We start from the raw sequence: 25416 nt of genomic DNA on the forward strand, positions 1-25416 counted from the left end.
AGGGTGACGACGGGGTGCCAATTTCGTCTGGGTGATATCGCGTTGGAGATCGCTCCGTTGCGTGCGCATGGCGGGAACATGATGCTCGGGGGAGGACGACGACCTGGGCGTCGAGGGCTCCTTGCGCCTGTTCGCCGAGGCGATAGGCCTGTCGTTCCGCACGGTGCGGACGTATCGGTGGGTGGCCGCGCGGTGGCCGAAGGGCCAGCGCCAGGAAGGCGTCTCCTTAGGTGCACCGGATCTTGGCATCGACGCCGGACGCCTACGAGGTGATCCAGCATCCGCGCCGAAATATCGTCGACGCCATCCGCTACGTGAATGACAACGGCGTGAAGTGGAGAAGCGTGCCCGTCGACTTCGGCATCCCCTGGCGCACCGTCTTCGGCTCCTGCGCGCCGTGAGGCGCTTCGTTGTATCCCCAACTCACTTAGGACGGACGTTATCTAGTGCTGTCAACTGTCTTCACAGGTCAGCAGGTTGGGTGCCTGTAAGGCAAGTTAGGCATGTATGAGTGAAACCCGCGCGGCGTCTACCGTGGAGGTGCTCGATCGTCGTGGCGAGAACGGGGAGGGGCAGCCGGGCTCTCACGGACCCGACTGAATCGGAAGACCTGTTCGCACGGGACATGGACGGCGGACGGTACAGTTCGTCCGGCCTGCTGACATCGAAGATCCGGCCTGGGGCGCGTACGACGAGGGTCAGCTCCCCCGCTGCAACTGACCACGGGACGGCCCACCCGGCGATCACCACTGCCACGCCCTGGAAGAAACACCCCAAACCCCGCCGGATGCCCGTGATCAGAATTCACGCGGTGGATCGAGGCTGAGCTCCGGCTGGAGGTCCGGTCAATCTTTAGAGCCGAACAGTTGAATTAGTGCGATCGCGATCGGAAGGATCAACGTTGTCGCACTGCGCGCGAGCAGCCTAAAAGAGGGCGGCAGTGAACTCTGTGACGCCATTTCCGAGCGCGCCTGAAGAAGTGCCTTCAAGCTATAGTTGAGGTGAATTGCCTCATCGGTTGATAATGTATTTATTCGCTGCAGTTTCTCAAGAATGCTCTCGATGGGTGGGGCGAGTCGATCAAGCACTTCAAGTTTATGCCTTTCCATCATCCTGGAAAAGAAGATCGCCGGAACGGCAAAGAAACACAGTCCCCCAAATAGCAAGAACGCCGAAAAGGTGAACACTACGACCTGAGCTACAGGGTTAAGCTCTATTCGGACCACATATAGCGCCGGCACGAACAGGGCGCCGAGGCTGAACATTACGCCGAATTTCTGCAGCGAAGAATAAGTAAGATCGGCCAGCGGTGATATTGAAGAGCGGAAAGCGGACCACCTGAGACGTACCGTCCTGACGGCTAGAGGCACCGCCATCATGGCCTTTATGACCCCCCACAGGCCGGTAGCTGAAGTGAATCCAACTTGAAAGATTACGACTACTCCGGCGACATATTTCCATGTGGAGTCGACCGAAATCACGGAACGCAGCGACGGCAGAGAAAGCGCTAGCGCTACAGGTGCAGAGATCGCTAATGGTGTAACTAACTTATAGTAGAGGCGATCCGCGGAGTGGAGCTTTCTCTGAATGTCGGCCATGGCCCAGCCATTTATCGGCCCTTCGCGATTAAAGGCTTCGATGATATCTCGCTCCATGTACTCCGACTGTTGCATCAGTAGAGGGGCCAGTGTGATCCACAGTGCGGCGAGAGGCATCGCGATGTGGAGGTCGGATAGCTTTTCTGGTATTTCATGTCGCACATCCGTAAGGAACCAAAACCAAAACAACCCGGTTGGCGTGAGGGAAAAGATGAGAAAATTGCATATCCGTTCCGCTGTGCGGCCGCCAGAAAATAGCGCGGTGCTCAAATGTTTTGGGATCGTCACGAATGGACTGAATTTAGTTACTAGAGGTGCGGGTGCGGGGCTCGGTGCAGGGGGTGTCGTCATCGACGCCAACCAGACTTCAAGATGCGCAGTGTCGTTGACGCCTTGATTCGACCCGAGTCGAAGAGGAGCTCCAAGCTGTCACGGAATACTTTGGGATCTCGCCGAGCTGCAGTCAATACGATTGAAGACCAAGAAGGGTTTCGCAGCAGCACATAGGCCACCAGCGAGGACAGGAAATGTGCGCGGTACTTCCTTCTGAAGTCTCTCTCGAAGTCGTTCAGGTGCGATTGAATATCGGATGCAGTCAGATCTAGCGGTAGGCGATCTAGGAGAAGTTTCGCAGCGGCTATTCCGTACTCGATCCCCTCACCGCTCACCGGATTGATCATTGAGGCCGCATCGCCAATGAGTACCGCTCTCGGGTGGGATAGCTTTGGCATGCTGGTGATTTGCGGTAAGCAATGGGACCTGACATCCCTTAGTTCGCCAAGCTGAACACCTCGTTCTTTCAACAGCTTATAGTAGTCGTCCAGCATGCTTCGAAGATTGAGCTTCCTGCTTCGTAGATCTAGCACCGACACACCGATTCCGACATTCACCGATCCTTGACCGGTTGGGAATATCCACCCGTACCCGGGCAGCGTGTGATGGCTGAACTCAAGCCCTAGTTGCGAACCAAATTTCCCATCCATATCAAAGTCATGCGAGACAGCGTACCCGCGCATCGCAATCCCCAGCTCGGCCTTCCGCGCGGGGCGTTCCCCTAGAGCTTCACGAACTTTTGAGTATGCGCCATCGGCACCGATAAGGACCTTCACGTGGAGCCGCTTTCCCGCTCCCCTTTTATCCTTAAGAGTGACGACGCGGAAATTTTCACTAATGGAGGTCGCTACGAAGCTATGCCCTGTTAGGTCAATTGCGCCAGCGGTGACCGCCGCCCGGTAGAGGCGGTGGTCGAACGTGATTCGACGAACTACGAAGCCTTCGACTGGGAGGCCATTGGCGCTTGGTAGCGGGCCATTCAATCGCGCCCCGTCTGGACCACGAATATCAATGGTGCTCACTGGAATCTCTCCATCCAGCGCGCTTGCGAGCCCAAGGTCGCGCAACATTGTCACAGTGGCTGGAGAAATCCCGTCCCCACATACCTTGTCGCGTGGAAAGGTTCTCTTATCGATTAGCGCGACTCGCCGACCCTGCTTAGCTGCCAAAAAGGCGGCAACTGCACCGGCCGGGCCGGCCCCCACCACGGCAAGATCGAACTCATCCTCGTCGGCCATGCACCTCAGCATGGCAGTAGGAACCTGATGCGATCTAGGAGGCGCCCAGGAGTGGCATATGCCGTGCCGCAGGTCAACGGCCCCTCAACACGGCGAGGAAGAAGGGCAGCTACTAAGGTTAGGCGGGCCCGCTGTCAAATGCTCAACGGATCACCTTTGATGGTCGGCGAGTGAGCCCGGGGCGATGGTTGGGCGACCAATGCGTGCGAGGCCGCCGTGGTCATCAGGTTCCGGCGGGTCCTCGGCATGGGCCTCGTCGTACGCGGAGCGCGCGACGGGTGCGGGGTCGTCATCGCCGCAGTTGGGGCAGGGGACTTCAGGAGCGAGGATGACGGCCCCGCAAGCGCGGCAGCGCAACTCCTCTGGGCCGCGCAGGTCTTCGACCCGGCGGTAGAGGGTGGAGCGATCCACTCCGTAGTCGGCCGCGACGGCGGCAAGGGAGTCCCCGGAGTCCAGTGCGGCCTTGGCGCGGCGGACCTGGTCGTCGGTCATCTTGCGGGGCCGCCCCGGCCGACGTCCGGTCTTGGCGGCGACGGAGCGGGCATGTGCGGCACGTTCCCGGGTGAACACGCGCTCCATCTGCGCGAAGAGCGCGAGCATGAGCACGGCGATCTCGCCGGTGCCGCTGGTGTCGCGGGTGTCGATGCGGATCGGGTCGGCCAGTGTCCGTACACTGATGTCGCGTTCGCGCAGGTCGTGGATGAGGTTGAGGCACTCGCGGATGTTGCGGCCGAGCCGGTCGAGGGTGTGGGCGACCACGGTGTCACCGGGGCGGGCGTAAGCAAGTACGCCGGCCAGGCCGTCGCGCTGGACGGTGGCGCCGGTCTTCTTGTCCACCCAGATCTGCCCGTCGCCGATGCCCTCCGCGTTGAGCGCGTCGATCTGGCGGGTGAGGTCTTGCTTGGAGGTGCTGACGCGCGCATATCCGAGATCCATGGCCACGACCCTAGTGCGGAAGTCTCTCCCGTAGCAGGGTTTTGCACGATTGATTTCCCAACAGGTTCCGCAACACCCATACCCGGCAGGAGGGTCACGCGGGTGCCTTCGGCGGAGAGCGTGGGAATCCAGGGTTTTGCACAGCGGGTGTTCGGGGTGAACCGTGCGCGTCCATGCGGTACTTCGGGCAGTGGCCCAATCGTGCGGCGACTACCGTGGGGGCACTCGATCGGCAATGACGGGAAGGGCAGCGGTGGGTCTCAGGGACCCGGCTGAATGGGAAGACCTGTTCACGCGGGACATAGACGGGCGGACGGTGCAGTTCGTCCGACCTGCTGACATTGAAGGTCCGGCCTGGGGTGCGTACGACGAGGGGCAGTTCCTGGGCATGGTCTACGCGGATGTCCACCGTGCTGGGCCCCTGTGGCGAGCGGGATTGACTGCCGGGCGGCACGACCAGCTTGAGGACGCGGTACGAGCTATGCGGCGGTAGCGCCCATGGCCTAGGCCATGCAATGGTGTGGGCACACCGTCTCTAGTGCATCGAGTGCTAGAGATGAGAACGACGGAACCCTCGTACCTGGCAGGTACGAGGGCCCTGGACGCCGGAACCGCTTGCTGGCCAGCGGGGGTTCCAGTGCCGTTTCTCATGTGTTAGGTCGTCGGCCCTTGGCTACTACCAAGGGCCGGTGGCCTGCGCGTAATCCCACAGACGCCACCCCCAGTAGAAGGCCTTCGCGAGCGCTGTCACCATCGCCGGAACGATGATGAAGGCCCAGGCCCACCACGGGTACTTCCTACGTCGGAAGAAGCGCCCCACAGGGCACCCCCATATCTCAACTTGGGACTCGCCGTGCCCGGAGCCCCTTCGGGCCGGGTGCCGAAACTTCCGGCCCCACATGCAAGGGTCGGAAAACTGCACCTCTGCCCGGAGTTGAGACCGAGAGACCCGATGGACTCTCGCCATGGAGAAGCAAACCACACCCCAACTCGCTTAGGCAGCAGAGTCCGTGGTGGAAAATCTTCCAGTTGCCGCAGGTCAGAGACACGAGTCATGCATACGTGGGACGCGTACGCTATACCCGTGCCTCGGAACGAATCAGGGTGTTCCGGGCGGGTAGTTCGCTGACCTGCGGCGCTCGGAGAGATCGCCAAGACGGCCATCGTGATGTCCAAGACGGCCATCTAGATGCCCAAGATGATGGACACCGAGTTCATGCCGATGCCCGGCGCGGGGCGCATGTGACGCGACGCACACTGATTGCTAGCCAGTACTGGCGAGTAGGCGTCCGGCTCGCCCCGACAGTTCGCGGGCTTGGGTGTCGTCGGGGTAGCGGGCCAGTCGGACGCGTAGGTCTTCGGCGGCGTCGCGGACGCGTACGGGCTGGACTCCATCCGTGCAGTCGAGGAACTGTTCCCACACGGCCAGTGCTCCGTCGAGGTCGCCTTGGCGGAGGTGAATCTCGCCAAGGTGACCGAGGACGCTGGCGCGGGTGCGGCGCCGGTCGAGGCCGTACCGGTCGAGGGCTTCGTGGAGGTGTTCGCGGGCGCTGGGGAGGTCGCCCATCTTGGCCAGGGTCATCCCGGATGCGTATGCCCAGCGTCCGATGGAGAAGTGGCTGGCCCAGGAGTCGCCGGGCGGTGCGGTGGCGGTCCGCTCGATCTGGGTCTGGGAGGCGGACAGGGCCTTGGTGGCGAGTCTGTGATCACCGTCCAGGGCTGCGGCATCCGCGAGAGTTGACTGGTAGTAGGCGACGGCGCGAGGGTCGGTGAGGTGCTTGGCGTAACCCATGGACTTCTCGGCCAGGGCGATGGCTTCGGCCCGGTAGCGGGCGCCGAGGTTGATGGCGTGCACGGTCAGACCGCGCAGGGCAGTGGCGGCCAGCTCCGGCTCGCCAGCCTCGTCGGCGAGCCGGTAGGCGTGCGCGTAGTAGTGGCGGGCGAGGGCCTGGTGGCGTTTGTCGTCGCCTTCGTCCTGGGCCATCCATCCGATGACGTGGGCGAGTTGTGAGGTTGCCGCGTACAGGGCTCGTCCGGCGGTCTCGGTGTAGCGGCCCTGCAGCCAGGGGCCGGCGTTGTCGGTGAGGTAGCGCACGGCGAGGTGTTTGACGTGTCCGCCGCCGTACTCGGCGGCGCTGTCGCCGAGGGTCTTGACCATGGTCTTGATGGCGTCGACTTCGCCCTGGCCGACCCTCACGGCCGTGGGGGAGACGGTGGCGACGCGGCGGGTGACGGCGTCGGCGTCGGGGACGCCGAGGAAGGACAGGGCGGTGCCGCCGGATGCGGTAAGAAAGTTCCGACGGTCCACGTCACTCCTCCCAAGAGCCAAGACTGATGCCACGGTATCGACGGTCGGCGCGGGAGGCGCGCTGGTATTGACGAGCTGGGGATCAAGCCCTAGGTAGTGTCTGGAGTCCAGTTGACGGCGGCCTCCGTAAGCTCCCCGGTGGCGGCCAAATACGGCGCATTTTGTGGCCTCGGGAATCCCCGCGTACGGCCACGGTTTCTCCCCGCTCGCCCCGAGTAGTCCCGCTCGGCGACGCTGGAGCGGGTGAAGAACAGCAGGGAGATCATGGAAATCCTTGAGGCGTACGACCTCACGGGGAGTTACCGTGCCGCGGCCGAGCTGGCCGGGTGCGACCACCACACGGTGGCCCGTTATGTGAAGATGCGGGCGGCCGGTCAGCATCCTGACCAGCGCCGTCACCGGGCGAGGGCGATCGACGACTTTCTGCCGAAGATCGAGGAACTGGTGGTCCGCTCGCAGGGCCGGATCCGCGCGGACGTGGTCCACAAGAGGATCGCCGCGATGGGCTTCACCGGCGGGGAACGCACCACCCGCCGCACGGTCGCCGAGGCAAAAGCCCAGTTCAGGGCCGGTCTTCGCAGGGTCTATCGGCCGTGGGTGACCGAGCCGGGGCTCTGGATTCAGTACGACTTCGGCGACGGGCCGGTGATCAAGGGCCGCAAGACCACACTGTTCTGCGCATGGGTGGCCTGGTCCCGTTTCCGCGTCGTCATCCCGATCTGGGACAAGACACTGCCGACGATCACAGCATGTCTGGACGCCACCTTCCGCAGGATCGGCGGGGTCCCGGCCTACGTCCTCACGGACAACGAGAAGACGGTCACGATCGACCACGTCGCCGGGATCGCGGTCCGCAACCCGGAGATCGTCGAGGTCGCGAGGCACTACGGCACGACGATTCGTACGTGCCTGCCGGCGGACCCGGAAACCAAGGGTGGCTCCGAGTCCACGGTGAAGATCGCGAAGGCCGATCTGGTGCCCCGGGACGTCAATCTGCGCGAGCAATACAAGACGTTCGGAGAGCTGGAAGCCGCCTGCCGGCAGTTCTGCGAAGAGGTCAACTCCCGCACCCACAAAGCGACTCGACGCAAACCGGTCGAGCGGCTCGCGGAGGAACAACAGCGTCTGCATCCGCTGCCGAGGCGGCCGTTCACCGCCGCGTTCGGCACCACCCGCCGGGTGACCTGGGAGTCGACGATCTCGGTCGACGCGGTCCGCTACTCGGTCCCGCACGAGCTGATCGACACCCGGGTCTGGGCCCGTTTCCACGGCGACGAGCTGATCGTCACCGCCGTCGACGAGACCGGCTCGGCCCACGAGGTCGCCCGCCACCCGCGCGGCGAGCCCGGCTCGCCGGTCCTGGAGGATGCCCACTACCCGCCGCGCGAGGACAAGGAAAGGGACCGCACTCCGAGGGCGACCTCCGCCGAGGAGGCTGCGTTCCTCCAGCTCGGGCCAGGTGCTGCGAGCTGGCTGGTCGAGGCCGGGGCGGCCGGGGTTCGCCGGATCAAGGCGAAGATGGCCGAGGCCGTCGCGCTCTCGAAGCTCTACTCGATAGCGGAAGTTGACCGGGCACTCGGCACCGCCGCGGTCACTTCCCGCTTCGCGGACAAGGACCTTTTGTCGATCCTCGACTACCAGGCCGTCCACGGGCTGACCGAGCCGGTCCGCCGCAGCGAGACCCACTCGCTGCAGCCCGGCACCTCGGCCTGGTCCGCCCTCGGCGCCACCGACCCGAGCACTCCTGATCTTTCCGAGTACGACGAAAGCGACCAGCTCTGATGGCCACCCCGATCCGCACCGTTCTAGGCACGAACGGCGACCCGCTCGCCGAGGCCATCGAGCTCACCAAGCGGCTCAAACTGCCACACATCCGCCGCTCGTTGACCGACATCATCCCCACCGCGAAGGCCCAACGCTGGGATCCCGCCGAGGTCGTCCGCGTCCTGCTGGCCGAGGAAGCAGCCGGCCGCGACCGCGCCAACCTGCACACTCGCCGCAAGCGGGCCGGGTTCCCCACCGGCAAGACCTTCGGCGACTGGCACGAGACCAAGTCGTCCATACCGCGGGCCACTCAGGATGCCCTCAAGAGTCTGGAATGGGTCGGCCGACGGGAGAATTTTTGTATCTGTGGACCGTCGGGGACGGGAAAGTCGCACTTCACCGAGGCCCTCGGGCAGACCGCGGTCGAAGCCGGCCTGACCGTCGCCTGGTTCACCATCGAGGACCTGGGAATGCTGGTCCGCCGGCACCGCGCGGACGACTCCATCGCCCGGGCCCTCGCGAAAATCGTCCGCTCAGACCTGATCATCGTCGACGACATCGGCCTGCTGCCCGTCTCCGAGGACGCCGCCGAGGGCTTCTACCGCCTGGTCGATGCCGCATATGAACGACGCTCGATCGCGGTTTCGAGCAACCTCCATCCGTCCGGATTCGACGAGATCATGCCCAAGACCCTGGCCACCGCGACCGTCGACCGGCTACTTCACCATGCTCACGTCACGGTCACTCAGGGTGATTCGTTTCGGTTCACCGAAGCCACGACCGGAAAGGGGGTGAAGCCCTTCAGCTAATCCACACCAACCGATGGCGGGGAATTTATCTGGCCGCGAGTGGGGCGATCACGCTTCCACCAGCGGGGATGCCCTGAGGCCGCCAGCGGGGACGATCGAGAGGCCATTGACAGTCCAGATCGCGAGTTCGGTAAATCGCCTGCGCGATGGGGTTTTGCCTTGATAAGCCGTCAGCCATGGCGCGAGGCGATCTCACCGACGAGCAGTGGACCCTGATCGAGCCCCACCTCCCGGTCGCCGCGGTCGGACCCATACCCGGCCTGCGGAAACACTTCAACGCGGTGATGTGGCGGTTCCGTACCGGCAGCCCCTGGCGGGACCTGCCGGGCGAGTTCGGGCCCTGGCAGAGCGCCTACGACCGCTTCCGGATCTGGGCGACGCGGGGTGTCCTCCAGCACCTGATGGAGGCCGTGATCGCCGAGGCTGCCGCCCGTGGCCAGGCAGACCTGGGCCTGGTCAGTGTGGACTCGGCGACCGCCCGGGCCCACCACCACGCCGCAGGGATGGCCCTGGACCCGGTCCAACTCGAAGCCCTGGAGAAAGCCGTCGAGGAGGAAAAGGGGCTCCAGCAAAGGGGCATAACCCCCGGGACGGCGGCCCCGACGATCCAGCGCGGGCCGAGCGGCGGGAGCGCCGTCGACGGCACCGGGCCCGTCTGAAGGCCGCCGAGCTGGGGCGTTCCCGGGGCGGGCTGACCAGCAAGATCCATCTGGCGGCCGACCGGCGCTGCCGCCCGCTGGCGTTCGTCCTCACACCCGGACAGGCCGGCGACAGCCCGCAATTCGTTCCGGTCCTTGAGCGGGTAAAGGTCCGTGGACCGGCCGGGCGTCCCCGGACCCGACCGGACGCGGTGGCTGGCGATAAGGCGTACTCCTCACGAGCCAACCGCCGCTACCTGCGGCGACGCGGGATCCGCGCGGTGATCCCGGAGAAAGTGGACCAGGCGGCCAACCGCGAGAAGCGCGGTTCGAAGGGCGGCCGGCCCGTCGGCTACGACACGGAGCTGTACAAGGAACGCAATACTGTGGAGCGGTGTATCAATCGGCTGCGGAACTGGCGCGGTATCGCGTTCCGCTTCGACAAGACCCCGCAAAGCTACGAGGCCGGACTGCATCTGTGCGGTGCGATGCTCTGGCTCCGCAGCATCGCACCGCAGTCATGATCTGGACTCCAGACAGTACCTAAGACCCGCAGCACGGCGGGCATCCACGTCTCGCCGGGACTGCGCTCGCCGATCAGCAGCTTGCGCGCGTACTGCCGCGTCATGCCGTTCGGCCCGCGGCCGGCGGCGAGCCCGAGTTCACGGGCGAGCTTGGAGGGCCCTCAGCGCCGTTCGGTGCATGCCTGACGGATGGCGTCCGTGAGGTGTTGCTCGCCCGGGTCCATCATCAGTGAGCCCCCTCCCAAGGGTTACAGAGGACTACGCGGGGTTACATCTTGGGTCCTATTGCGTTGCTGTACCCGGCAGTTGACTGAAGTCCACACCGCGACGGTCCGGCCGGGGCCGTGAGGGTCGGCCCGGCCTCCTCCCACCCCCTGCGCGGTGTGCGCACAGGCAGCGGTCCCGCCGGGATTGATCGTCCTCCTCCCGGCGGGCGGCTGCACCCCCACCGATGAGGGAGCAGTCGTGAATGCCGCCCGTGTGAGCATGGCCGATCTGCCCCGCGACGTGGATCTGGCCCTGGTACTGTCCCGCGCGCGGCCGACCGGCCCCACCACGGACGAGCTGCGGCGGCGCCTGCGCGAGTACATCGGCCTGCTCGCCGACCCAGCCGAGAACTACGGCCGCAGCCTGGCCGACTCAAGGCAGCAGGACATCGTCCTCGACACCGTCCGCCATGCCCGCGCGGTGGCAGCAGACCTGGACCAGGACCCGGCCGTTGGTCTTCGCCTGCTGGCCAAGTCCGCCTCCTACCTGGCCCGTTACGCCGCCGGACAACGGCAGACCTGATGCGGCAGCGACTGGCCGTCATCGCCTACGTGCTGTTCTGCATCGCCCTTGTGGGCGGCCTGCTCTACCTGGCCGAACACCCCTAAAAGCTCCCCTGCCTTCCGGCAGGGGCCGGGCTTCGCCTGTCGGCGGGCGAAGCCCCGGGTGCCGGGGCGTCACCGGTTCCCCCGCCCTGGCACCCCCCTGACCTGCACCACTCGATGCGAGAGGAGCAACACCCCATGAACGTAACCCTCGTGAGGCCGGCACCTGAAAAGATCGCCGAGAGGGCCCGTCAGATCCTGGGCACCTGGCAGGCCGACGGCGAAATGCAGGCCGTCCTGGACGGCTGCGCGAAGTACGCCAACGACTGGGACGACTTCTACGGCGGCCCGATCGTCAGCAACTGCAGCGTCGAGAGGGACGCCAAGCAACTTCTGGACGACGCGCTGAAGGTAATGGCACTCAAGTCGGCCGTCTACGAGATGACCGGCGACGAGCTCGCCGCCGAAATCCCCGTACCCGTACCGGTCGACGTCACCTCTCACGCGCTGTGTGCCCAGTTCACCGCCCTGTCCCGAGTCCAGGAACGTACCGGGATCCGGTTCGTGCACTCAACGGTGAACGAGCACGTCAACGACACGCCGTGGCAGATCGGCGACTACACGCACCAGGCGTATCGGGCCGCGTTCGGCGCGGTGAACGAGCGGTACTGGATCGACGCCGACGAGGCCGAACGGCGCCGGAAGATCCTCGACGGCAAGTACGCGTCGATCGGTGTCACCGACCGCGGGCAAACAGTCGCCATCGACTTCGCCCCCGCGGCGTAGCCGCCTCGTCGTCTGGGGGCTCCGGCGTGTACTCCGGTGCGATCCGGTCCGGCTCCAGCCCGATCTTGTGCGGGTGAACGCAGGCCGGAGTCCCCTCGGCGATGTCCGGGAGTCCGGCGGCGGTGTAGCGGAAGCCGTCGTCCGGGTTGAACGGGCACTCGCGGTTCGGCCGGTCGTAGACCACGAACCTGTCCCGCGGCAGCCGCTTGGACGGGCAGATCCCGCACACCGGCCGGCTCGGGTCGACGTCGGGGTCGATGTACGGGGCGCCGTCCATGACCGAGCACAGTACCCACATCCAGGAGGACCACGTGCGCAAGATGATGCTCGCCCCGGCCGCCGTGCTGGTGCTCGTCCCTCTGACTGGCTGCGACTCCACCGGCAGCTATGCCGGAGGCTGCTCGACCGCCAACGGCATGTCCGTGGCCCGCAAGGTGGTCAGCGCGAGCGTGACCGTCAACTGCACCACCAGACCCACCTCGCACTACATACGCGTCCAGCTCGAGTACCGGAAGGCGAAGGGCAGTTGGCACCCGGTAGGCGATCCCAAGGAGAGCCGCCAAACGCCCGGCCGCTTCACCGTGTCCCTGCGATACTTCTGTGATCCCGGCCAGTACCGGATCAAGACCAATGTCCGGGCCACCTTCGTCAAGGACGGCAAGCAGCAGACCGTCACCCCCTCCGGCACCAGCTCGACCTTGGACACCACGAATGACTGCTAACCCGCTTCGCCGCCAGCGCGTTCACACCAGCAGCCTCGCCGAGCCGGGGCTGACCTACGGGCCGCGCTTGACCCGGCGGGAACGGCTGGCCCGCCGATGGCAACGGCGCCAGCCGCACCGCCCACGCAAGCAGCCAGACGGTCCCTGATCAGCAGCGTCGACACCGGCTGACGCAAGTGCGGGCCCGTCCAAGGACGGGCCCGCGTGACATTGAGGGGCAAACTGCAGGAACTGCTGGTAGTTGACGCTGTTGCGGGAGGCGGCGGTCGTGGTGACCTCGATGCCGTCGCGGACCCGCAGCCCGCCGTAGACCCACGTCTTCTCCGGGCCGCGGCTGTAGTCGAGCTCGTTCTTGATGCGGTGTCCGTGAAGCGGTGCAGCCACTTGCGGACCGTCTTGTGGTGACAGCCCAGATGGACGGCGATCGCCGGAACCCGCAGGCCGTCCCAACTCAATGCGATGGTGCCTCTATCGACCGGAGGACGTCCACGGGTCACAGCCGGCGATGATCCCGCCGATCGCTGCACCGATCATTGCGCCGGCTTGCCCATCACCCGTCGCCCACCACGGTGCGTTTGGAGCCCAATCGATCTTGTCTGTGGTGTTGGTCAGCGCTTCCAGCCAGGCGCGCTGTTTGTCGCTCAGGTTGGCTGCGATGATGCTCCAATCGAATCCGGGATTGACGGCGCTGGCATAGGCCTCGCACTTGCCGCCGCGTGAGGGCTTTGGTCCACCTTCGAGTGCCAACCCGCCGATCGTGAAAGCAGTGAAGACGCGGGTGTCGGGACCGAAGGAACTCCCCTCTGCGTAATGACTCTGCCCCGGGGATACGCTGAACCTGTTGTCGTTCTGGTCTCGAGCGGAGACGTTAATGCCGGTAGTCTTGACGGTGTACTTGTTGGCGCCGACGTGCGGGAGATCCCAATTGACCTTCACCTCATTGCCACTCCTACTCCGGTAGCTCACCGAACCTTCCGGGCCGGTCCAAAGGTTGTCGGAGCGAATCTGCAGGATGCCAACCTGTCCCGGCTCTATCTCGTCCGGGGCGTCGAGATTGACGTGTTCCTTCTCATTGAAACCCGTCCGCGTGTAGGTTTCGGCCGACTCATTGTAGATGATCGACTCAAACGTCGCCCCAGCGATGGGAGCCCCCTCGATCCCCAGTCGCGCACCAGGCGAGTAGTCCCACATCTTGGGCCGACCTTCAGAAGACTGTATCTTGAACTTCTGGTTGGCTCCGCCCTTCTTGGCGTAGGGTTCAATTTTGGCGCCGTCGGCCATACTGCTGCCGCTTACATCGAGTACGATTCCCGGCCATTTGAGGCTTTCGATCATGTAAGTGTCACCACCAGTCGGCTCCAGCTTGAATTGAGAGTGATCCGATCCGCACCTCCCGTCGGTCAGCTCGTCGACTGGATCACCGCTGCCAGCCTTTGCTGATATGGTAATGCACTTGCCGTTGTCTTTCGATTTGAACTGCACGCCGCTCCCGGCGCTCTCCATAAGCCAGGCCTGGTTGTTCCCGCCATTTGATGTGTACTGAATCACCCTTCGAGTATCCCCCGATGGGTTCGGCGCCAGGTCGACGACCTTTCCGCTGTGGCTGGCCATCAGGCTAACGGGCTTGCCGATTGGGGGCTGCGTTGACGCGGTTGGGGTTGACTTGGCACTCGGCGCCGCTTCGGCCGAGGCTCCGGTCATGGCCGAGCCTGCGGCGAGGAGGCTGGCGAGTATTGCCAACGTCGCCCGTTTCGAGTATGGAGTTATGGCGGTCATGATTTTCCCTTCGGTAGCGCCTGAGTCATGCTCGGCACAGGTGGTGGAGGTGGTCCGTGGCTGGCGGTGGATGCGGTGGTAGCCCTCAGCCAAAGCGCGCCGGTCGGATATTTTGGAACCGGACCTGAGTGGCACAACTATGCTGCGGTGCAGCTTTGGTGAGTGCAGTCGCCGAGTGCGGCGGGTACGGCATTCCAATCGTCAGACATTAGAGCGAGGCAGCCCCCACTGGAACCGCTGCGCAGGCGAATGGGTGTCACCACCCCGTCCCTTTTCTACCTTCCGCTCCTGCGCCATTCCTATCTGCTCTTCGCTTGCTTTTGAATTGCATGCACTTCCTGAGCCTCGTGTTCTTTGATAGGGCCGCATCGGACGCCCATGTCGACTTATGGCGTCAGTAAAGTATCCGCAAAGCATGTACGTCTTCCGGTCCTGGGTGCAACGTGCCGAAAGTCCTCGAACGGTCAGGGCAAACGTCCTGATTACCGACAAACTCCGAATGCCCATAGATCCACGCCGCAAAGAGGTCAAGGCCGGCGATGACTGAGCGTCTCCCCTGCCCGCCTGTGCCTGTGCCTGTGCCTGCGTCGTAGGGGCGGCGGGGCCCTAGGGCGTATCCGTCTGCGCGGCGTCGGCAACCGGGGTCTGGATGAATACCAGTTGCGAGGACGGCCGCAGCCTCGCTCTGCCGAACCCCGTCGCATCCCGGGCCATCGGGGAAGCGGGCACAGCGACACAGCGGCAACCGGCCACTCTCCCGAGTGAACCCCGCGGAACACGGTGACGCACCTGCACCGCAGACCAGGACACTGGCGGCGTCAACTCGACTGTATTCACCGCCAGTTACGTGCGGAATTTTATGTTTTCGGCTGATTACTGTGCGCCTGTCGAACTGGCTGCGATGGGACATCCGTATGAGCTACACAGACCAGGACGTGCGCGAAGGCCGGCGGCTGATGAACGAGGGCTGCCAGAACCGCCTCGGCATCGGCGACAAGCTGTTGGGCGTCACGGCCCCGGGCGGCCCCGAGGGCACCTTGGACCAGTACTGCGACGAGATCAGCCTGAGCCCGCGCACGGCCCGCGACTACCGGCACACCGCCCGCATGTGCACGCCTCCGGTGCGGCAGGTCGTGGCCGACAGCGGTGTTCACGTCAGCTACAGCGCGCCGGCCCCGCCGCGACGACGGCCGGCGCGATGGCCGCAAGAGCTTCGCCTGGACCGACTACCGCGACCTGTTGCAGGTCGCCCACCAGCAACTCGGCGGGCCGATCGTGCTCATCTGGGACAACCTGAACGTCCACCTGGACGCCAGGCTCCGCACCTGGATCACCGACCGGGACTGGCTGACCGTCCACCAACTGCCCTCCTACGCACCCGATCTCAACCCAGTCGAAGGCATCTGGTCGCTACTGCGCCGCGGCTGGCTCAGCAACGTCGCCTTCACCACTCCAGAGCACCTCGTCCAGACCGTCAGGCGCGGCCTGCGCACGATCCAATACCGCCGCGACCTCATCGACGGATGCCTCGCTGGAAGTTCAAGCGCAGTAACACCCCTTGGATACCAGTAAGGCAAGTACAGCACTACCCTACTTGCCTTACATGCCTGACGTCATTCAGGAGCCCAAGATAGGGAATTTGGAGGAACATTCCTGGGTTACCTGGCTTACCTGGAGGTGAAAGCCGAAGGGGACAACAGCATGCCAGGGAAGCGGTGGCAGCTCGGAGGTGTCCAGGGCTTCGCACCGCAAGACCCGCACGATATGGCCAAGGCTTGATTGCTTTAAGCCCAATCCTCCAGCGGCGCAAGAAAACACCCATCGGAACGACACCTGAAACCGGTGCTCGCGTCCTGTTCAGCTCTGAATTAGCGAGTCGGGCAACTTCCGGGAGGCGAGGCATCCGCCAATGAGGCGGGTCAAGGGGATGAGTGGGCGGCCTACGTCGCGCTCGATACGTACAACGAAGACGTACTACGGGATCGCCTACGGGGCGCGAGCCCTACGGCGACGGACACGCCAGAAGTGGGGGATGATCGCAGTAAAGGGCTAAGGTCCTCAGCTCTGGGACTTCCTTCCCGTAGCGGCGTGAGGCCCTATGTCCTAAGCTGAATTTTCGGTCACGCATTGTGAGAGTGCGCTTGTCGACTCGGAATTCCTGGGATTCCACAGGAAATGCGTTGTCCGTGCGCCCCCCTCTTCTCAGCCCTGTACCTCGAAGGCCTGCCCCCGTGAAATGCATCCGCACCACCGCTCTGTCCCTCACTGCCAGCGCCCTACTCCTCGCCGCCACCGGCTGTGGCGCCATCTCGAAGGACAGCCACGAGTCCGGGACGTCGGAGACGTCCGCGGCTGACGGGGCTTCGCGCGCGGGCGCGGAGCCGTATGACATCAAGCCGCTGCTTCACCCCGGGAAGAAGTACTTCGGGATGGCAGCCCAGGGGGTTCCGGCGTCGATGAAGCCCGTTGATGACTTTGCCGAGGCTGCTGGGAAGAAGCCCAACCTCATCGCCTACTACGCCGCTTGGGGTGACGGCTTCGACGCCGGACATGCCATGGACGTATGGGACAAGGGTGCGCTGCCGTTCATCTCCTGGGAGCCGTTCAAAGAGTCGCTTGCCGATATCGCGGCAGGTAAGAGCGACGATTACATCCGGAGGTACGCCCAGTCCGTGCGCGAGCTGAACATCCCGGTCGGCATCACCTTTGCGCATGAGATGAACGGACACTGGTACCCGTGGGGTGCCAAGACGGCAACCGCAGAGCAGTTCGTGGCGGCGTGGAAGCACATCCACGACATCTTCGAGCAGGAGAAGGCCACCACGGTCATCTGGACCTGGTCTCCGAACATCATCTATCCGATGCCGGACGTCAAGCTGAAGCCCTACTGGCCCGGAGACGAGTATGTGGACTGGGTCGGCGTGATCGGCTACTACGTCGACAACGGTCCCCGCACCTTCCAGACCCTCTTCGGGCCCACGATGACCCAGGTGCGGACCTTCACCAAGAAGCCTTTCATCATCCCCGAAACGGCGTCCGCGCACGGTGAGCGCAAGCCCGCCGATATCAACGACCTGTTCAAAGGCGTTGCCGCGCGCGATGACGTGCTTGGCTTCGTCTGGTTCAACCTGAAGAAGGAGTCGGACTGGCGCATCGACAGCGGACCGATCTCCAAGCGCACCTTCCGTGCCAACACCGAGGGCGATGATTTCGGCTTTGACCCCGGCAAGTTGGGATAATTGTTCGTCGCAGTGTCCCACTGATCGGCTGCCCAGGCGGAGCGGAGTCTGTGATGCTTGCTGGCAGGCTGGAGACATCTGCGTGCCTCGGGCAGTGAGCATATTCAGAGTGGCCACTGATCGGGTGAGGGCGACGGGGCACGCAACGCACGAGGCTCCCGTGCCGTTGAGGGAGACACCTCACGTTGCTATGCCGTCAAGCGGCGGCGGCAAGTTCGGCGGGGAACGCGGCGCTCTCGTCGAACAGCTTGCTGTGCTGGAGGCAGTGGTAGAGCTGGCCGATCATGCGGTTGAACAGGTTGCGCTGAGCGGCCGCGTGCCAATCGCCAATCTCGCGTCGTCGGCGGTAGTGGGCGTTGGCTCCGGCGGAGGCCCTGAGTGAGGCAAAGGACCAGAGGTAGCCGGCGTGGTTGAGCCGGTCGTTCTTCACCCAACGCCGGGTGATGGACGACTTCTTGCCGGAGGCCCTGGTGATGGGCGAGGAGCCCGCATACGCCTTCAGGCCGCGGGCGTCGGCGAAGCGGGTGTGGTCATCCCCGATCTCTGCCAGGATCCGGGCGGCGAGCTGGATGCCGAGCCCGGGGAAACTCAGCAGGATCTTGGCGTCCGGGTGCTGAGGGAACTGCTCTTCCACCGCCTTGGCCAGATCATCGGCGGCGGTGCAGGCCGCTTCCAGCTGGACGAGGAGCGCGAGCATCTGTTTGCCGAGGGCATCTTCGACGAGCGGCGGCTGGTGGGCCCACTCAGCGCGGAAGACGTCGCGGACCCGTTCGGCTTCCGCCTCAATGCCGCGCTTGCGGCCGGCTCGCTTGAGGGCGGCCTGGAGCTGAGTGCGGGTCAGTCGCGCGGCCCGAGCGGGAGTAGGAGCTGCCCTCAGGAGTTCACGGGCCTCGGGGCGGCACAGGCCATTGGCCCAGGTGGCGAACGCTTCCAGGGCGGCCGGGTAGTACTCGCGCAGTAGGGAGCGGAGCTGGTTGGCGAGCTGCTGGCGATTCCACAGCGAGTCCTGTTGAGCACGGGCGAGGACGGCGATCGCACGGCCGAGATCGGAGTCTTCGGGCAGGGGCCGGTGGGCGTGCATGTCGGTGCGCAGGATGTTCGCCAGGACGAGGGCGTCGCCGGGGTCGGACTTCTTGCGTGAGACCGAGTGCCGGTCGCGGTAGCGCGCCGCGGCCATCGGGTTGATCGCGAACACCTGGCGATTGCCGGTCCGCAGGACGGCGACCAGCAGGCCGCGGGAGGTCTCGATCGCGACCGGGATCGGGTTCTCCCTGCTGTCGCCGTGCTCGGTGAGCAGGTCCAGCAGGATCTTGTAGCCGGCCGCGTCGTCGGTGATGTGCCGTTTGGCCAGTAACTGGCCGGTGTCGTCGACCAGGGCGACGTCGTGCGTGTGTTCCGCCCAGTCGATGCCGCAGTAGATCAAGGCTTTCCCCTCCCGATGTGCTGGTGTTCGCGCTGGTTACGAGCGCATGCGGGCCACGCGAGCGACCTAATCCCAGGCCTCAACCACGAAGGGCCGGGCCGACACCTCACAAGCCGTTCGTGGCACCAGCGCACCCCACGGGCCCCGGTCTGCGCAGGAACTCAGGCGGCTCGGGCGTAACGAGAGGTCACCGTGCGGTGGGCTCGCACCACCAACACCAACGAGTGATCAAGGGTGTGGGTGTTGACGCTCGACGGCGCTGGGCAGCCTCGTTCTAGCTCGAGGCATTGGAACCGGGGCGGCTCTAGAGGTCTGCCCAGCGCCGACGACCGCCAGCGCCTCCTGCCAATTGGGTAGGGGCCACGGAGACGCCAGACGCCGCTTGTCTCCCTCGAGGCATGAGCTGCCCAGTGTTCAAAAAGCGTCCGTCTGGCGCCGCAACCGCCACCACCACGCGCCAAGACCGTGCACCCGGTCTACGTTGAGGCGTGACCGCCCGGCTGCGCGTAGATGTCACGATCCGGCACTCGAACATCCCGAGCCTCACCTGCTCCCTGGGGATGTCCTTATCAAGGGATTAGGTGTTCGAAGTCTCAACTCGCTGGCACAGGAGCCTCGTTGGTTTCCTATCCTGCCGCACTCGACCTGCCGCATGCGCTCGTCGAGTGGGTCACCATGCTCATCGTCACCCGCGAGGGTGACCGTCGCTGCAAGCTCCCGCCCCACCAACGCGCTCTCGTCGGGCTGGTGTACCTGCGCCGGCACGACACCCTCGCCCAGCTCGCCGCCGGGTTCGGGATTTCGGTGGGCACGGCACACGCCTACATCGCCTCGGTGGTCAGTCTCCTCGCCGACCGTGCACCTGGACTGCTGCGTGTCCTATGTGAAGCCGAGCCCGGCCACGTCCTGGTCGACGGAACCCTGGCCGAGTGCGACCGGGTCGGTGACGGCCGGGCCGACTACTCCCACAAACACCGCCGCCACGGGGTGAACGTCCAGGTCGTGACCGACCCGGCCGGACAGCTGCTGTGGATCTCACCGGCCCTACCTGGCCGTGCTCACGATCTCACCGCGGCCCGCTCCCACCGGATCATCCGGATCTGCGAGCGCCAGGGCGTTCCCATCCTGGCCGACCGCGCCTACACAGGCGGCGGTTCGTGGGTGACCACGGCGCTCCGGCGCCCGCCCAACGGCGAACTCTCACCGACCCAGCTCGCCGTCAACCGCGCACTCGCTCAGGCCAGAGCGCCGGTCGAGCGGGGTGTGGCCCGCCTCAAGTCCTGGCGCATTTTCCGCAGAGCCCGATGCAGCCCGAATCGAATGACATCAATCGCCAAGCCCGTCCTCACACTCGAGCGGCAACGCTGAAAGAGCTCAGTACGTGCCGTTCGCCTGCGCTGCCCCCGATTGCGGTAATTGGAGGCGAGCCGTCTACTTCCGCGTGTACACGGCTACATGGTCGACGAGCATGGGTTTTCCGTCGACCGTGGTGCCATCGGGTCCGCCGCCCAGTTGGCTGGGCCAGCTGCCGCCCACAGCGACGTTCAGAATCAGGAAGAAGCTGTGCTGAGTGGCGTCTTTCCAGACAGTTTTTCCCACTTGTTCTTCGGTGACGCGATGATGCACCTTGCCGTCGACGTAGTACCGCGCCTCGTGCGCGTCGAGTTCGACGGCATAGAGGTGGAATTTGTCATCACAGTCCGAGCACTCGAACGGGGTTGAGGCGAGGTTCTGGTTCGTCTCTGGGTGTCCTGCGTGCAGCGCGGAGTGGATTTCCGGTCTGCCGTTGATGTGTTCCATGACGTCGACTTCGCCCCACTGCGGCCAGCCCGTGTACCCGCTCTGGCGAATTGGCTCTCCCATGGCCCAGAAGGCGGGCCAATACCCTTTGCCGGTCGTGATGTCGACAGCAGGAAGTTTGAGGGACGCCTCCATGCGGAGCGTGCCGCCCTCCGGAATGGCGAAATCGGATCGCCGGGTCTCGATGCGGGCCGATGTCCAGGACCCGTCCGGCTCCCGCCAGGGCGTGATGGCCAGGTGGCCCGAGCCGTCCAAGGACGCGTTCTTCGTGGAGTCCGTGTGACGAGCGATCTCTCCCGTCCCCCAGTTCGCGGCAGGGCAGCCCGGATAGCAATACCCCAGGTCGTGGCGCCAGTTCGAGGAAGATACGGCGCTCCCCATCGGGCCGTCGAAATCGTCCCGGAAAATACTGTGCCACGAACCCTGTCCCACGCTCCCTGCGGTGCTCGAGCAGGAGACCGCACCCACAAGAAGCAGGACCGGCGTGACAGTTGCCAGGAATCGGAACCTTGTCATTTTCGCATCCAATGTTGCCGTGGGAACCGCTGAGTTGGGCAGGAACTGTCCGGGTGGTCACAACTCGGGGAGGTGCTGTGCATACAGCCCCTGCAAGCCCCCTGAGTGGTGTTCTCGGGGAAGTGAGCAGCCTTCACTTCCCCGAGAACGGTCAGTCGAGGACCCTGAGGCGTCGTATCTGCTCCTCCACTCGAGGGGCAAGCAGCGTGGCCGCAGTGTTGGTCAGGTGTGAGTTGTCGCGGTACAGCAGGATGCCGTCCTTGACCGCCGGGCACATCTGTCCAGGCGGGCAGAGGGCATCGACGACGTCCACCACGGTCACGCCCTTGGGCGGATGGTCGGCGACCGGGTCCGGTCGCAAGGCGCTCGCGGCCGGGAACGCGCACTGCGAGAGATCGTCGGCGGCACCCGAGACGCACGCCGGAATGTCCTTGCCCGGGATGGGGTGGTCCCGGAGGTACACGACGGGCGCGCCGGTGGCGGTAAGGGTCTTGAGTGTCTGCTTCCAACCGGCGGCCATGGCCTCGGGAGGGTCGTACTGGTTAAGCGAACCGACCATGATCATCTTAGGTTTGGGTTCCGCGCTGATGCGTTGCAGCGTGTTGGCACGCCAGGTGTCGCACTCCGTGTACGTACGCCCGAGCTGCGGGTTGTACACGTCCATCTTCGGTACTGGGCAGCCCGATTTGGTGAGGACCTCCACGGACCAGTTGTGCCGCTTGGCGATGGCCTCGGCTACGGGGAACCACTCGGTCGCGTGGGAATCGCCGAACAGCACGATGCGGTCCGGTGAGGTTGTGTTGCCGAATAGGCACTTAGGGCTTGTCGTTCCCTCGGGGCCGACCTGGCAGCCGGGCGTCAGAGGAAAGTCCTTCGCCGCGTGGAAGGGGGCGGGCACGGGGCCGCCTTCGCGCACGGGCTCGGTGACCAAGCTGGGGCCGCGTTTCGCCCCCACCAGCTGCAGGTTCGTCACATCGGTGGCCATCGCGTTGAGCGAGCTGCTGCCCACTGTCAGGGCGACGACAACCGGCAGGATCGTGGCGGTAAGCCCCAAATTGAGACCGGGACGAGCACCGACGGAGAGGCCGCGCGCGTACCGCAACGGTCGCTCGACGAATCGGGTCGTCAGCCAGGCCGGCAGAAGGCTGGACACGGCGAGGGCGGTCTTGACGGGCCAGGACAGCTCTCCGGCGGCGGCCTCGGCCAGTGTGAGGACCGGCCAGTGCCACAGGTACCAGGCGAAGGACACCTGACCGATCACCCGCATCGGCTTGACGGAAAGGAGCCGGCCGACGACCCCGGAGGCGCCGCCCCAGATCACGGCCACCGCACCCAGGGTGGGAAGCACAGCCGCCCAGCCGGGGAACGGCGTCTTGGAGGTGAACTGCACGATGGAAGCGCCGATCGCTCCCACGCCCAGAATTCCCAGCGCGTGGGCGGGAAACTTCCGGGGCCTCTTACGCGTCTGACGCGGCGCCCACGCGAGCAGGGCGAGCAGGCCGCCAAGTCCGAACTGCCACGCCCGCGCGGGGGAGGCCATATAGGCGAGAGGCTGGTTGAGCTGGGTCCAGTACAAGCTGAGCACGAACGATCCCGCGGTCACGAGGATCAGCACGGGGGCGATCAGGCGACGGAAGTAGCGGGCCAGGAGCCACAGCAGCGGGGCGAGCAGCAGATAGAACTGCTCCTCCACCGCCAGCGACCAGAAGTGCAGCAGTGGACTCTGCGCTTGCCCGGCCGCCATATAGTCGGTGTTGTGCCCGATGAACTGCCAGTTGGCGACGTTGAGAGCGGACGTGATGGCGTCCCACGCCAGATCGGGGTGCCGCAGCGGCGGCAGAATCAACCAGCCTGCGACCAGCGTCGCGGCAAGGACCACCGCCGCCGAGGGCAGGATGCGGCGCGCTCGACGTGCGTAGAACTCAGAGATGCGTACGCGCCCGGTCTGTCGTATCTCCTTGAGCAGCAGGCCTGTGATCAGGAATCCGGAGATGACGAAGAAGACGTCCACTCCGACGTATCCGCCGCTGAAGTACGGGACGCCGGCGTGGAATCCGACGACTGCCAGGACCGCGACGGCCCGCAGGCCCTCGACTTCGGTTCGGAAAGGCAGCTTCATGAGGTGAGCCAGTCGATCATGGGGTCGGCCCAGCCGGTGGCCAGGAACCCGACGAGGATGAGTACTGAGGTGATGGCGAGGCCGCTATGCCAGCTACGCGAGTGGTTCACGCTGATTTCCTTGCACGGACGGGAGACGGACGGAGGGCGAGCTGGGCCTCGCGGATCAGAGGCACCGTGATGCAGGCATAGGCGCCCACGAAGATCAACGAACTCCACATGTGCACCAGGCCTGTGTGGAGCACCGCGTAGACGGCGCCCCCGCCGAGCAACAGATTGCTCACCGAGAACCAGCAGACCGCGATCTTGCTGACCGTGTGGGCGAGCGGGGAACGCCGTCCCGCCGCGCCGGTCGGAACCCACTCGCTGTGCCGCCCCTTCAGCAGGTGTACGAGCGCCACCCCATGAGCGAGGCAGAACAGCGTGGTTCCCCTGAAGACCTCGAAGCGCCAGCGGGTCGTGGCCACTGAGGGCAGCAGTACGAGGAACACCCAGGCATGCACCAACAGAGGCAGAATGTGCCACGCCCGTATGTCCTCAGGCGCGGAGAAGTACATGATGGCCATCGGTAGCGGCAGAACGAACACGTTGATGGCCTGGGCGATGTAGTTGGCGAAGCCGCTGAAGTAGCCGACCCGCGCACGCCACGGCATTTTCAACTGGTAGAAGCGCCGGCTCGCCATGAGCTGCAGATTTCCCAAGCACCACCGGTACTGCTGATTGACCGCGGCGGACAGCGTGTCCGGGGACAAGCCCTTGGCGATCTGTACGGGGACGTACTTGGTACTGAAGCCGTTCTCCTGCATGGCGAAGCTCGTGTACATGTCCTCGCTGTGCTCGATCTTGGCGAAGCCATCGATGATGTCGAGCGCGGAGCGACGGTAAACAGCGCATGAGCCGCAGCAGATGGTGGCTCCGTTGGCATCTCGCGACGGCATCAGCCAGCGGAAGAAGATTTCCTGGCTCGCACCCGATGCCCGCTCGATCCAGGTCTGTTCGGGCCCCGTGTCGAAGCAGTGCGGGCTCTGCACGATGCCGATTCCCGGGTCATCGAAGTACGGCATGAGGTGCCACAAGAAGTCCGGCCGAGGACAGAAGTCCGCGTCGAAGATCGTGATGAATTCCCCATCGCACTGCCCAAGCGCGTAGTTGAGGTTCCCGGCCTTCTTCAGGTATCCGCGATTGGGGCGGCTGCGGTATTCGAACCCGAACTCTGCGGCGAGCAGCCGGACATCGTGCGAGCCCGCGTCGTCCAGGACCCACACTCGCAGCCTCCCGTACCACTCGAGCCGTGAGACGTGGTGAAAGGTATTACGCAGCACATCGAGGGGTTCGCCGCAGGAGGGCAGGAAGACGTCCATGCTCGGCATGACAGCCGGCTCCCACCGGCGCACGAGTGCAACGTGGCGTGACTTGCGCACGCGACGCCTGCTCTGCCCGTCCATGAGAGCCAGAAACCAGGCAATGCTGTTCATTGCCAGAACCGCCAGAAACCCGAACAGCAGTGGTGTGCGCATCGCAAACAGGAAGAGCGTCGTGCCTGCGAAGACGTACGCGGCGGACATGCACGTAAGCACCCAGCGCCGTTGTGGTCCGAGATAGGCGTACAGCTCCACGTCGGACGGCGGCGAGACGATGCCGGCGGGCGGAGCGCTCAGCGCAGGCGGCGCAAGAGTTCCACTCGTCCCCATGATTGTCCTTCTCTTTCTCCGTGAGTGGGCAGGGCACGGCCCATCGAGGCCGGGCTGGTGCAGTGTGTTCCGGTCCACGACCCCGTGGCTGGTGTTACCGGCCACGGGGCAGGGGTTTCGCGGCAGTCCAGGGTCTGCTGTCTGCATGAAAGGAGGGCCGCCTTATGGCCCGAGGTGAATCCGATCGGAGCTGGAACACATCCTCGATCAAGGAGGAATACGTCCTAGCTCGTCGCCACAAGTCCGGGACCAATGATGGCGAAGGAGTTGAAGATCTTCCAAGCGGAAGAGCTTTCGATTGCCTGCCGCTGTCGTGTACTAGCAGTGTAGGCACTCAGCTGACCAGTGCCTTTACTTTCCTTTGGGAACTTCTTGGCAGGTATTT

18 protein-coding genes and 4 pseudogenes are annotated in these 25416 nt (G+C 64.7%); 10 read left to right on the plus strand and 12 right to left on the minus strand.

The annotated features are described in order from the left end of the window. Positions 1–275: 275 nt before the first annotated feature. Positions 276–395 (plus strand): annotated as a pseudogene (locus OG430_RS42485) (transposase); the annotation flags it as partial. 450 nt (positions 396–845) lie between these two features. Here OG430_RS42485 and OG430_RS42490 read toward each other — a convergent pair. The 4 genes from OG430_RS42490 to OG430_RS42505 form a co-directional block, all read right to left on the minus strand. Beyond that, positions 846–1886 carry a hypothetical protein gene (locus tag OG430_RS42490; RefSeq protein WP_327358009.1) on the minus strand — a complete coding sequence of 347 codons (1041 nt, stop codon included), beginning with the start codon at positions 1884–1886 and terminating at the stop codon, positions 846–848. Between the two features lie 59 nt (positions 1887–1945). Further along, on the minus strand, positions 1946–3169 hold the full coding sequence (locus OG430_RS42495) for a geranylgeranyl reductase family protein (protein ID WP_327358010.1): 1224 nt from the start codon (positions 3167–3169) through the stop codon (positions 1946–1948). A 150-nt stretch (positions 3170–3319) separates the two neighbouring features. Continuing rightward, complete coding sequence (locus OG430_RS42500; protein WP_327358011.1) at positions 3320–4105, minus strand: recombinase family protein; 786 nt, start codon at positions 4103–4105, stop codon at positions 3320–3322. 1264 nt (positions 4106–5369) lie between these two features. After that, a complete protein-coding gene (locus OG430_RS42505; protein WP_327358012.1) occupies positions 5370–6413 on the minus strand; it encodes a tetratricopeptide repeat protein in 1044 nt (347 codons plus the stop codon). 243 nt (positions 6414–6656) lie between these two features. On the opposite strand from OG430_RS42505, the gene istA reads away from it, so the two are divergent. The 5 genes and pseudogenes from istA to OG430_RS42530 all read left to right on the plus strand — a co-directional run bounded on the left by istA (position 6657) and on the right by OG430_RS42530 (position 11746). After that, positions 6657–8195 carry an IS21 family transposase gene (gene istA, locus OG430_RS42510; RefSeq protein ID WP_327357761.1) on the plus strand — a complete coding sequence of 513 codons (1539 nt, stop codon included), beginning with the start codon at positions 6657–6659 and terminating at the stop codon, positions 8193–8195. After that, entirely contained in the window at positions 8195–8986 is a 792-nt protein-coding gene (gene istB / locus OG430_RS42515; protein WP_327357760.1) for an IS21-like element helper ATPase IstB, read from the plus strand. Before istA ends, istB begins: the two co-directional genes overlap by 1 nt. Positions 8987–9162: 176 nt before the next feature. Further along, positions 9163–10148, plus strand: a pseudogene (locus OG430_RS42520) (IS5 family transposase). 465 nt (positions 10149–10613) lie between these two features. Beyond that, on the plus strand, positions 10614–10937 hold the full coding sequence (locus OG430_RS42525; protein ID WP_327358013.1) for a DUF6415 family natural product biosynthesis protein: 324 nt from the start codon (positions 10614–10616) through the stop codon (positions 10935–10937). Between the two features lie 221 nt (positions 10938–11158). Beyond that, complete coding sequence (locus tag OG430_RS42530; protein WP_327358014.1) at positions 11159–11746, plus strand: hypothetical protein; 588 nt, start codon at positions 11159–11161, stop codon at positions 11744–11746. Here the strand turns inward: OG430_RS42530 and OG430_RS42535 are convergent. Next, positions 11697–12023 (minus strand): hypothetical protein, encoded by a 327-nt coding sequence (locus OG430_RS42535; protein WP_327358015.1) that lies wholly within the window; start codon positions 12021–12023, stop codon positions 11697–11699. The two genes, OG430_RS42530 and OG430_RS42535, sit on opposite strands and share 50 nt — an antisense overlap. Between OG430_RS42535 and OG430_RS42540 the strand changes: the two genes are divergently transcribed. Then, complete coding sequence (locus OG430_RS42540; protein ID WP_327358016.1) at positions 12022–12468, plus strand: hypothetical protein; 447 nt, start codon at positions 12022–12024, stop codon at positions 12466–12468. The genes OG430_RS42535 and OG430_RS42540 overlap by 2 nt on opposite strands. 54 nt (positions 12469–12522) lie before the next feature. Here OG430_RS42540 and OG430_RS42545 read toward each other — a convergent pair whose 3' ends face one another. From OG430_RS42545 to OG430_RS42555, 3 genes and pseudogenes are all read right to left on the minus strand, one after another. Further along, positions 12523–12852, minus strand: a complete 330-nt coding sequence (locus OG430_RS42545; RefSeq protein WP_327359504.1) for a hypothetical protein — start codon at positions 12850–12852, stop codon at positions 12523–12525. A 26-nt stretch (positions 12853–12878) separates the two neighbouring features. Further along, positions 12879–12965: pseudogene (locus OG430_RS42550) on the minus strand (hypothetical protein); the annotation flags it as partial. Further along, on the minus strand, positions 12937–14244 hold the full coding sequence (locus OG430_RS42555; protein WP_327358017.1) for an RICIN domain-containing protein: 1308 nt from the start codon (positions 14242–14244) through the stop codon (positions 12937–12939). The pseudogene OG430_RS42550 and the gene OG430_RS42555, both read right to left, overlap by 29 nt. Positions 14245–15414: 1170 nt before the next feature. Here OG430_RS42555 and OG430_RS42560 point away from each other — a divergent pair. Both OG430_RS42560 and OG430_RS42565 read left to right on the plus strand, forming a co-directional pair. Then, positions 15415–15816: pseudogene (locus OG430_RS42560) on the plus strand (transposase); the annotation flags it as partial. A gap of 659 nt (positions 15817–16475) precedes the next feature. Further along, positions 16476–17483 (plus strand): glycoside hydrolase family 26 protein, encoded by a 1008-nt coding sequence (locus tag OG430_RS42565; protein ID WP_327358019.1) that lies wholly within the window; start codon positions 16476–16478, stop codon positions 17481–17483. Between the two features lie 196 nt (positions 17484–17679). On the opposite strand, the gene OG430_RS42570 is transcribed toward OG430_RS42565, so the two are convergent. After that, complete coding sequence (locus tag OG430_RS42570; RefSeq protein ID WP_327358020.1) at positions 17680–18906, minus strand: IS110 family transposase; 1227 nt, start codon at positions 18904–18906, stop codon at positions 17680–17682. Positions 18907–19524: 618 nt separating this feature from the next. On the opposite strand from OG430_RS42570, the gene OG430_RS42575 reads away from it, so the two are divergent. Beyond that, the gene (locus OG430_RS42575; protein ID WP_327358021.1) at positions 19525–20274 is read left to right on the plus strand and encodes a transposase family protein; all 750 of its coding nucleotides are present in this window, start codon (positions 19525–19527) and stop codon (positions 20272–20274) included. A gap of 63 nt (positions 20275–20337) precedes the next feature. Here OG430_RS42575 and OG430_RS42580 read toward each other — a convergent pair whose 3' ends face one another. The 3 genes from OG430_RS42580 to OG430_RS42590 form a co-directional block, all read right to left on the minus strand. Further along, complete coding sequence (locus OG430_RS42580) at positions 20338–21138, minus strand: family 16 glycosylhydrolase (protein WP_327358022.1); 801 nt, start codon at positions 21136–21138, stop codon at positions 20338–20340. A gap of 235 nt (positions 21139–21373) precedes the next feature. Beyond that, positions 21374–23341, minus strand: a complete 1968-nt coding sequence (locus OG430_RS42585; RefSeq protein WP_327358023.1) for an acyltransferase family protein — start codon at positions 23339–23341, stop codon at positions 21374–21376. Between the two features lie 106 nt (positions 23342–23447). Next, a complete protein-coding gene (locus tag OG430_RS42590; RefSeq protein ID WP_327358024.1) occupies positions 23448–25031 on the minus strand; it encodes a glycosyltransferase family 2 protein in 1584 nt (527 codons plus the stop codon). Between the last annotated feature and the right edge of the window lie 385 nt (positions 25032–25416).

The sequence above is a fragment of the Streptomyces sp. NBC_01304 genome (genome assembly GCF_035975855.1).
GTDB lineage: Bacteria > Actinomycetota > Actinomycetes > Streptomycetales > Streptomycetaceae > Streptomyces.

What these genes read in the sequence shown, in the direction of transcription:
- OG430_RS42495 (WP_327358010.1), bottom strand. Translation starts at nt 3,169, where the DNA reads ATGGCCGACGAGGATGAGTTCGATCTTGCCGTGGTGGGGGCCGGCCCG.
- OG430_RS42500 (WP_327358011.1), bottom strand. Translation starts at nt 4,105, where the DNA reads ATGGATCTCGGATATGCGCGCGTCAGCACCTCCAAGCAAGACCTCACC.
- istB (WP_327357760.1), top strand. Translation starts at nt 8,195, where the DNA reads ATGGCCACCCCGATCCGCACCGTTCTAGGCACGAACGGCGACCCGCTC.
- OG430_RS42530 (WP_327358014.1), top strand. Translation starts at nt 11,159, where the DNA reads ATGAACGTAACCCTCGTGAGGCCGGCACCTGAAAAGATCGCCGAGAGG.
- OG430_RS42540 (WP_327358016.1), top strand. Translation starts at nt 12,022, where the DNA reads ATGACCGAGCACAGTACCCACATCCAGGAGGACCACGTGCGCAAGATG.
- OG430_RS42535 (WP_327358015.1), bottom strand. Translation starts at nt 12,023, where the DNA reads ATGGACGGCGCCCCGTACATCGACCCCGACGTCGACCCGAGCCGGCCG.
- OG430_RS42555 (WP_327358017.1), bottom strand. Translation starts at nt 14,244, where the DNA reads ATGACCGCCATAACTCCATACTCGAAACGGGCGACGTTGGCAATACTC.
- OG430_RS42585 (WP_327358023.1), bottom strand. Translation starts at nt 23,341, where the DNA reads ATGAAGCTGCCTTTCCGAACCGAAGTCGAGGGCCTGCGGGCCGTCGCG.
- OG430_RS42590 (WP_327358024.1), bottom strand. Translation starts at nt 25,031, where the DNA reads ATGGGGACGAGTGGAACTCTTGCGCCGCCTGCGCTGAGCGCTCCGCCC.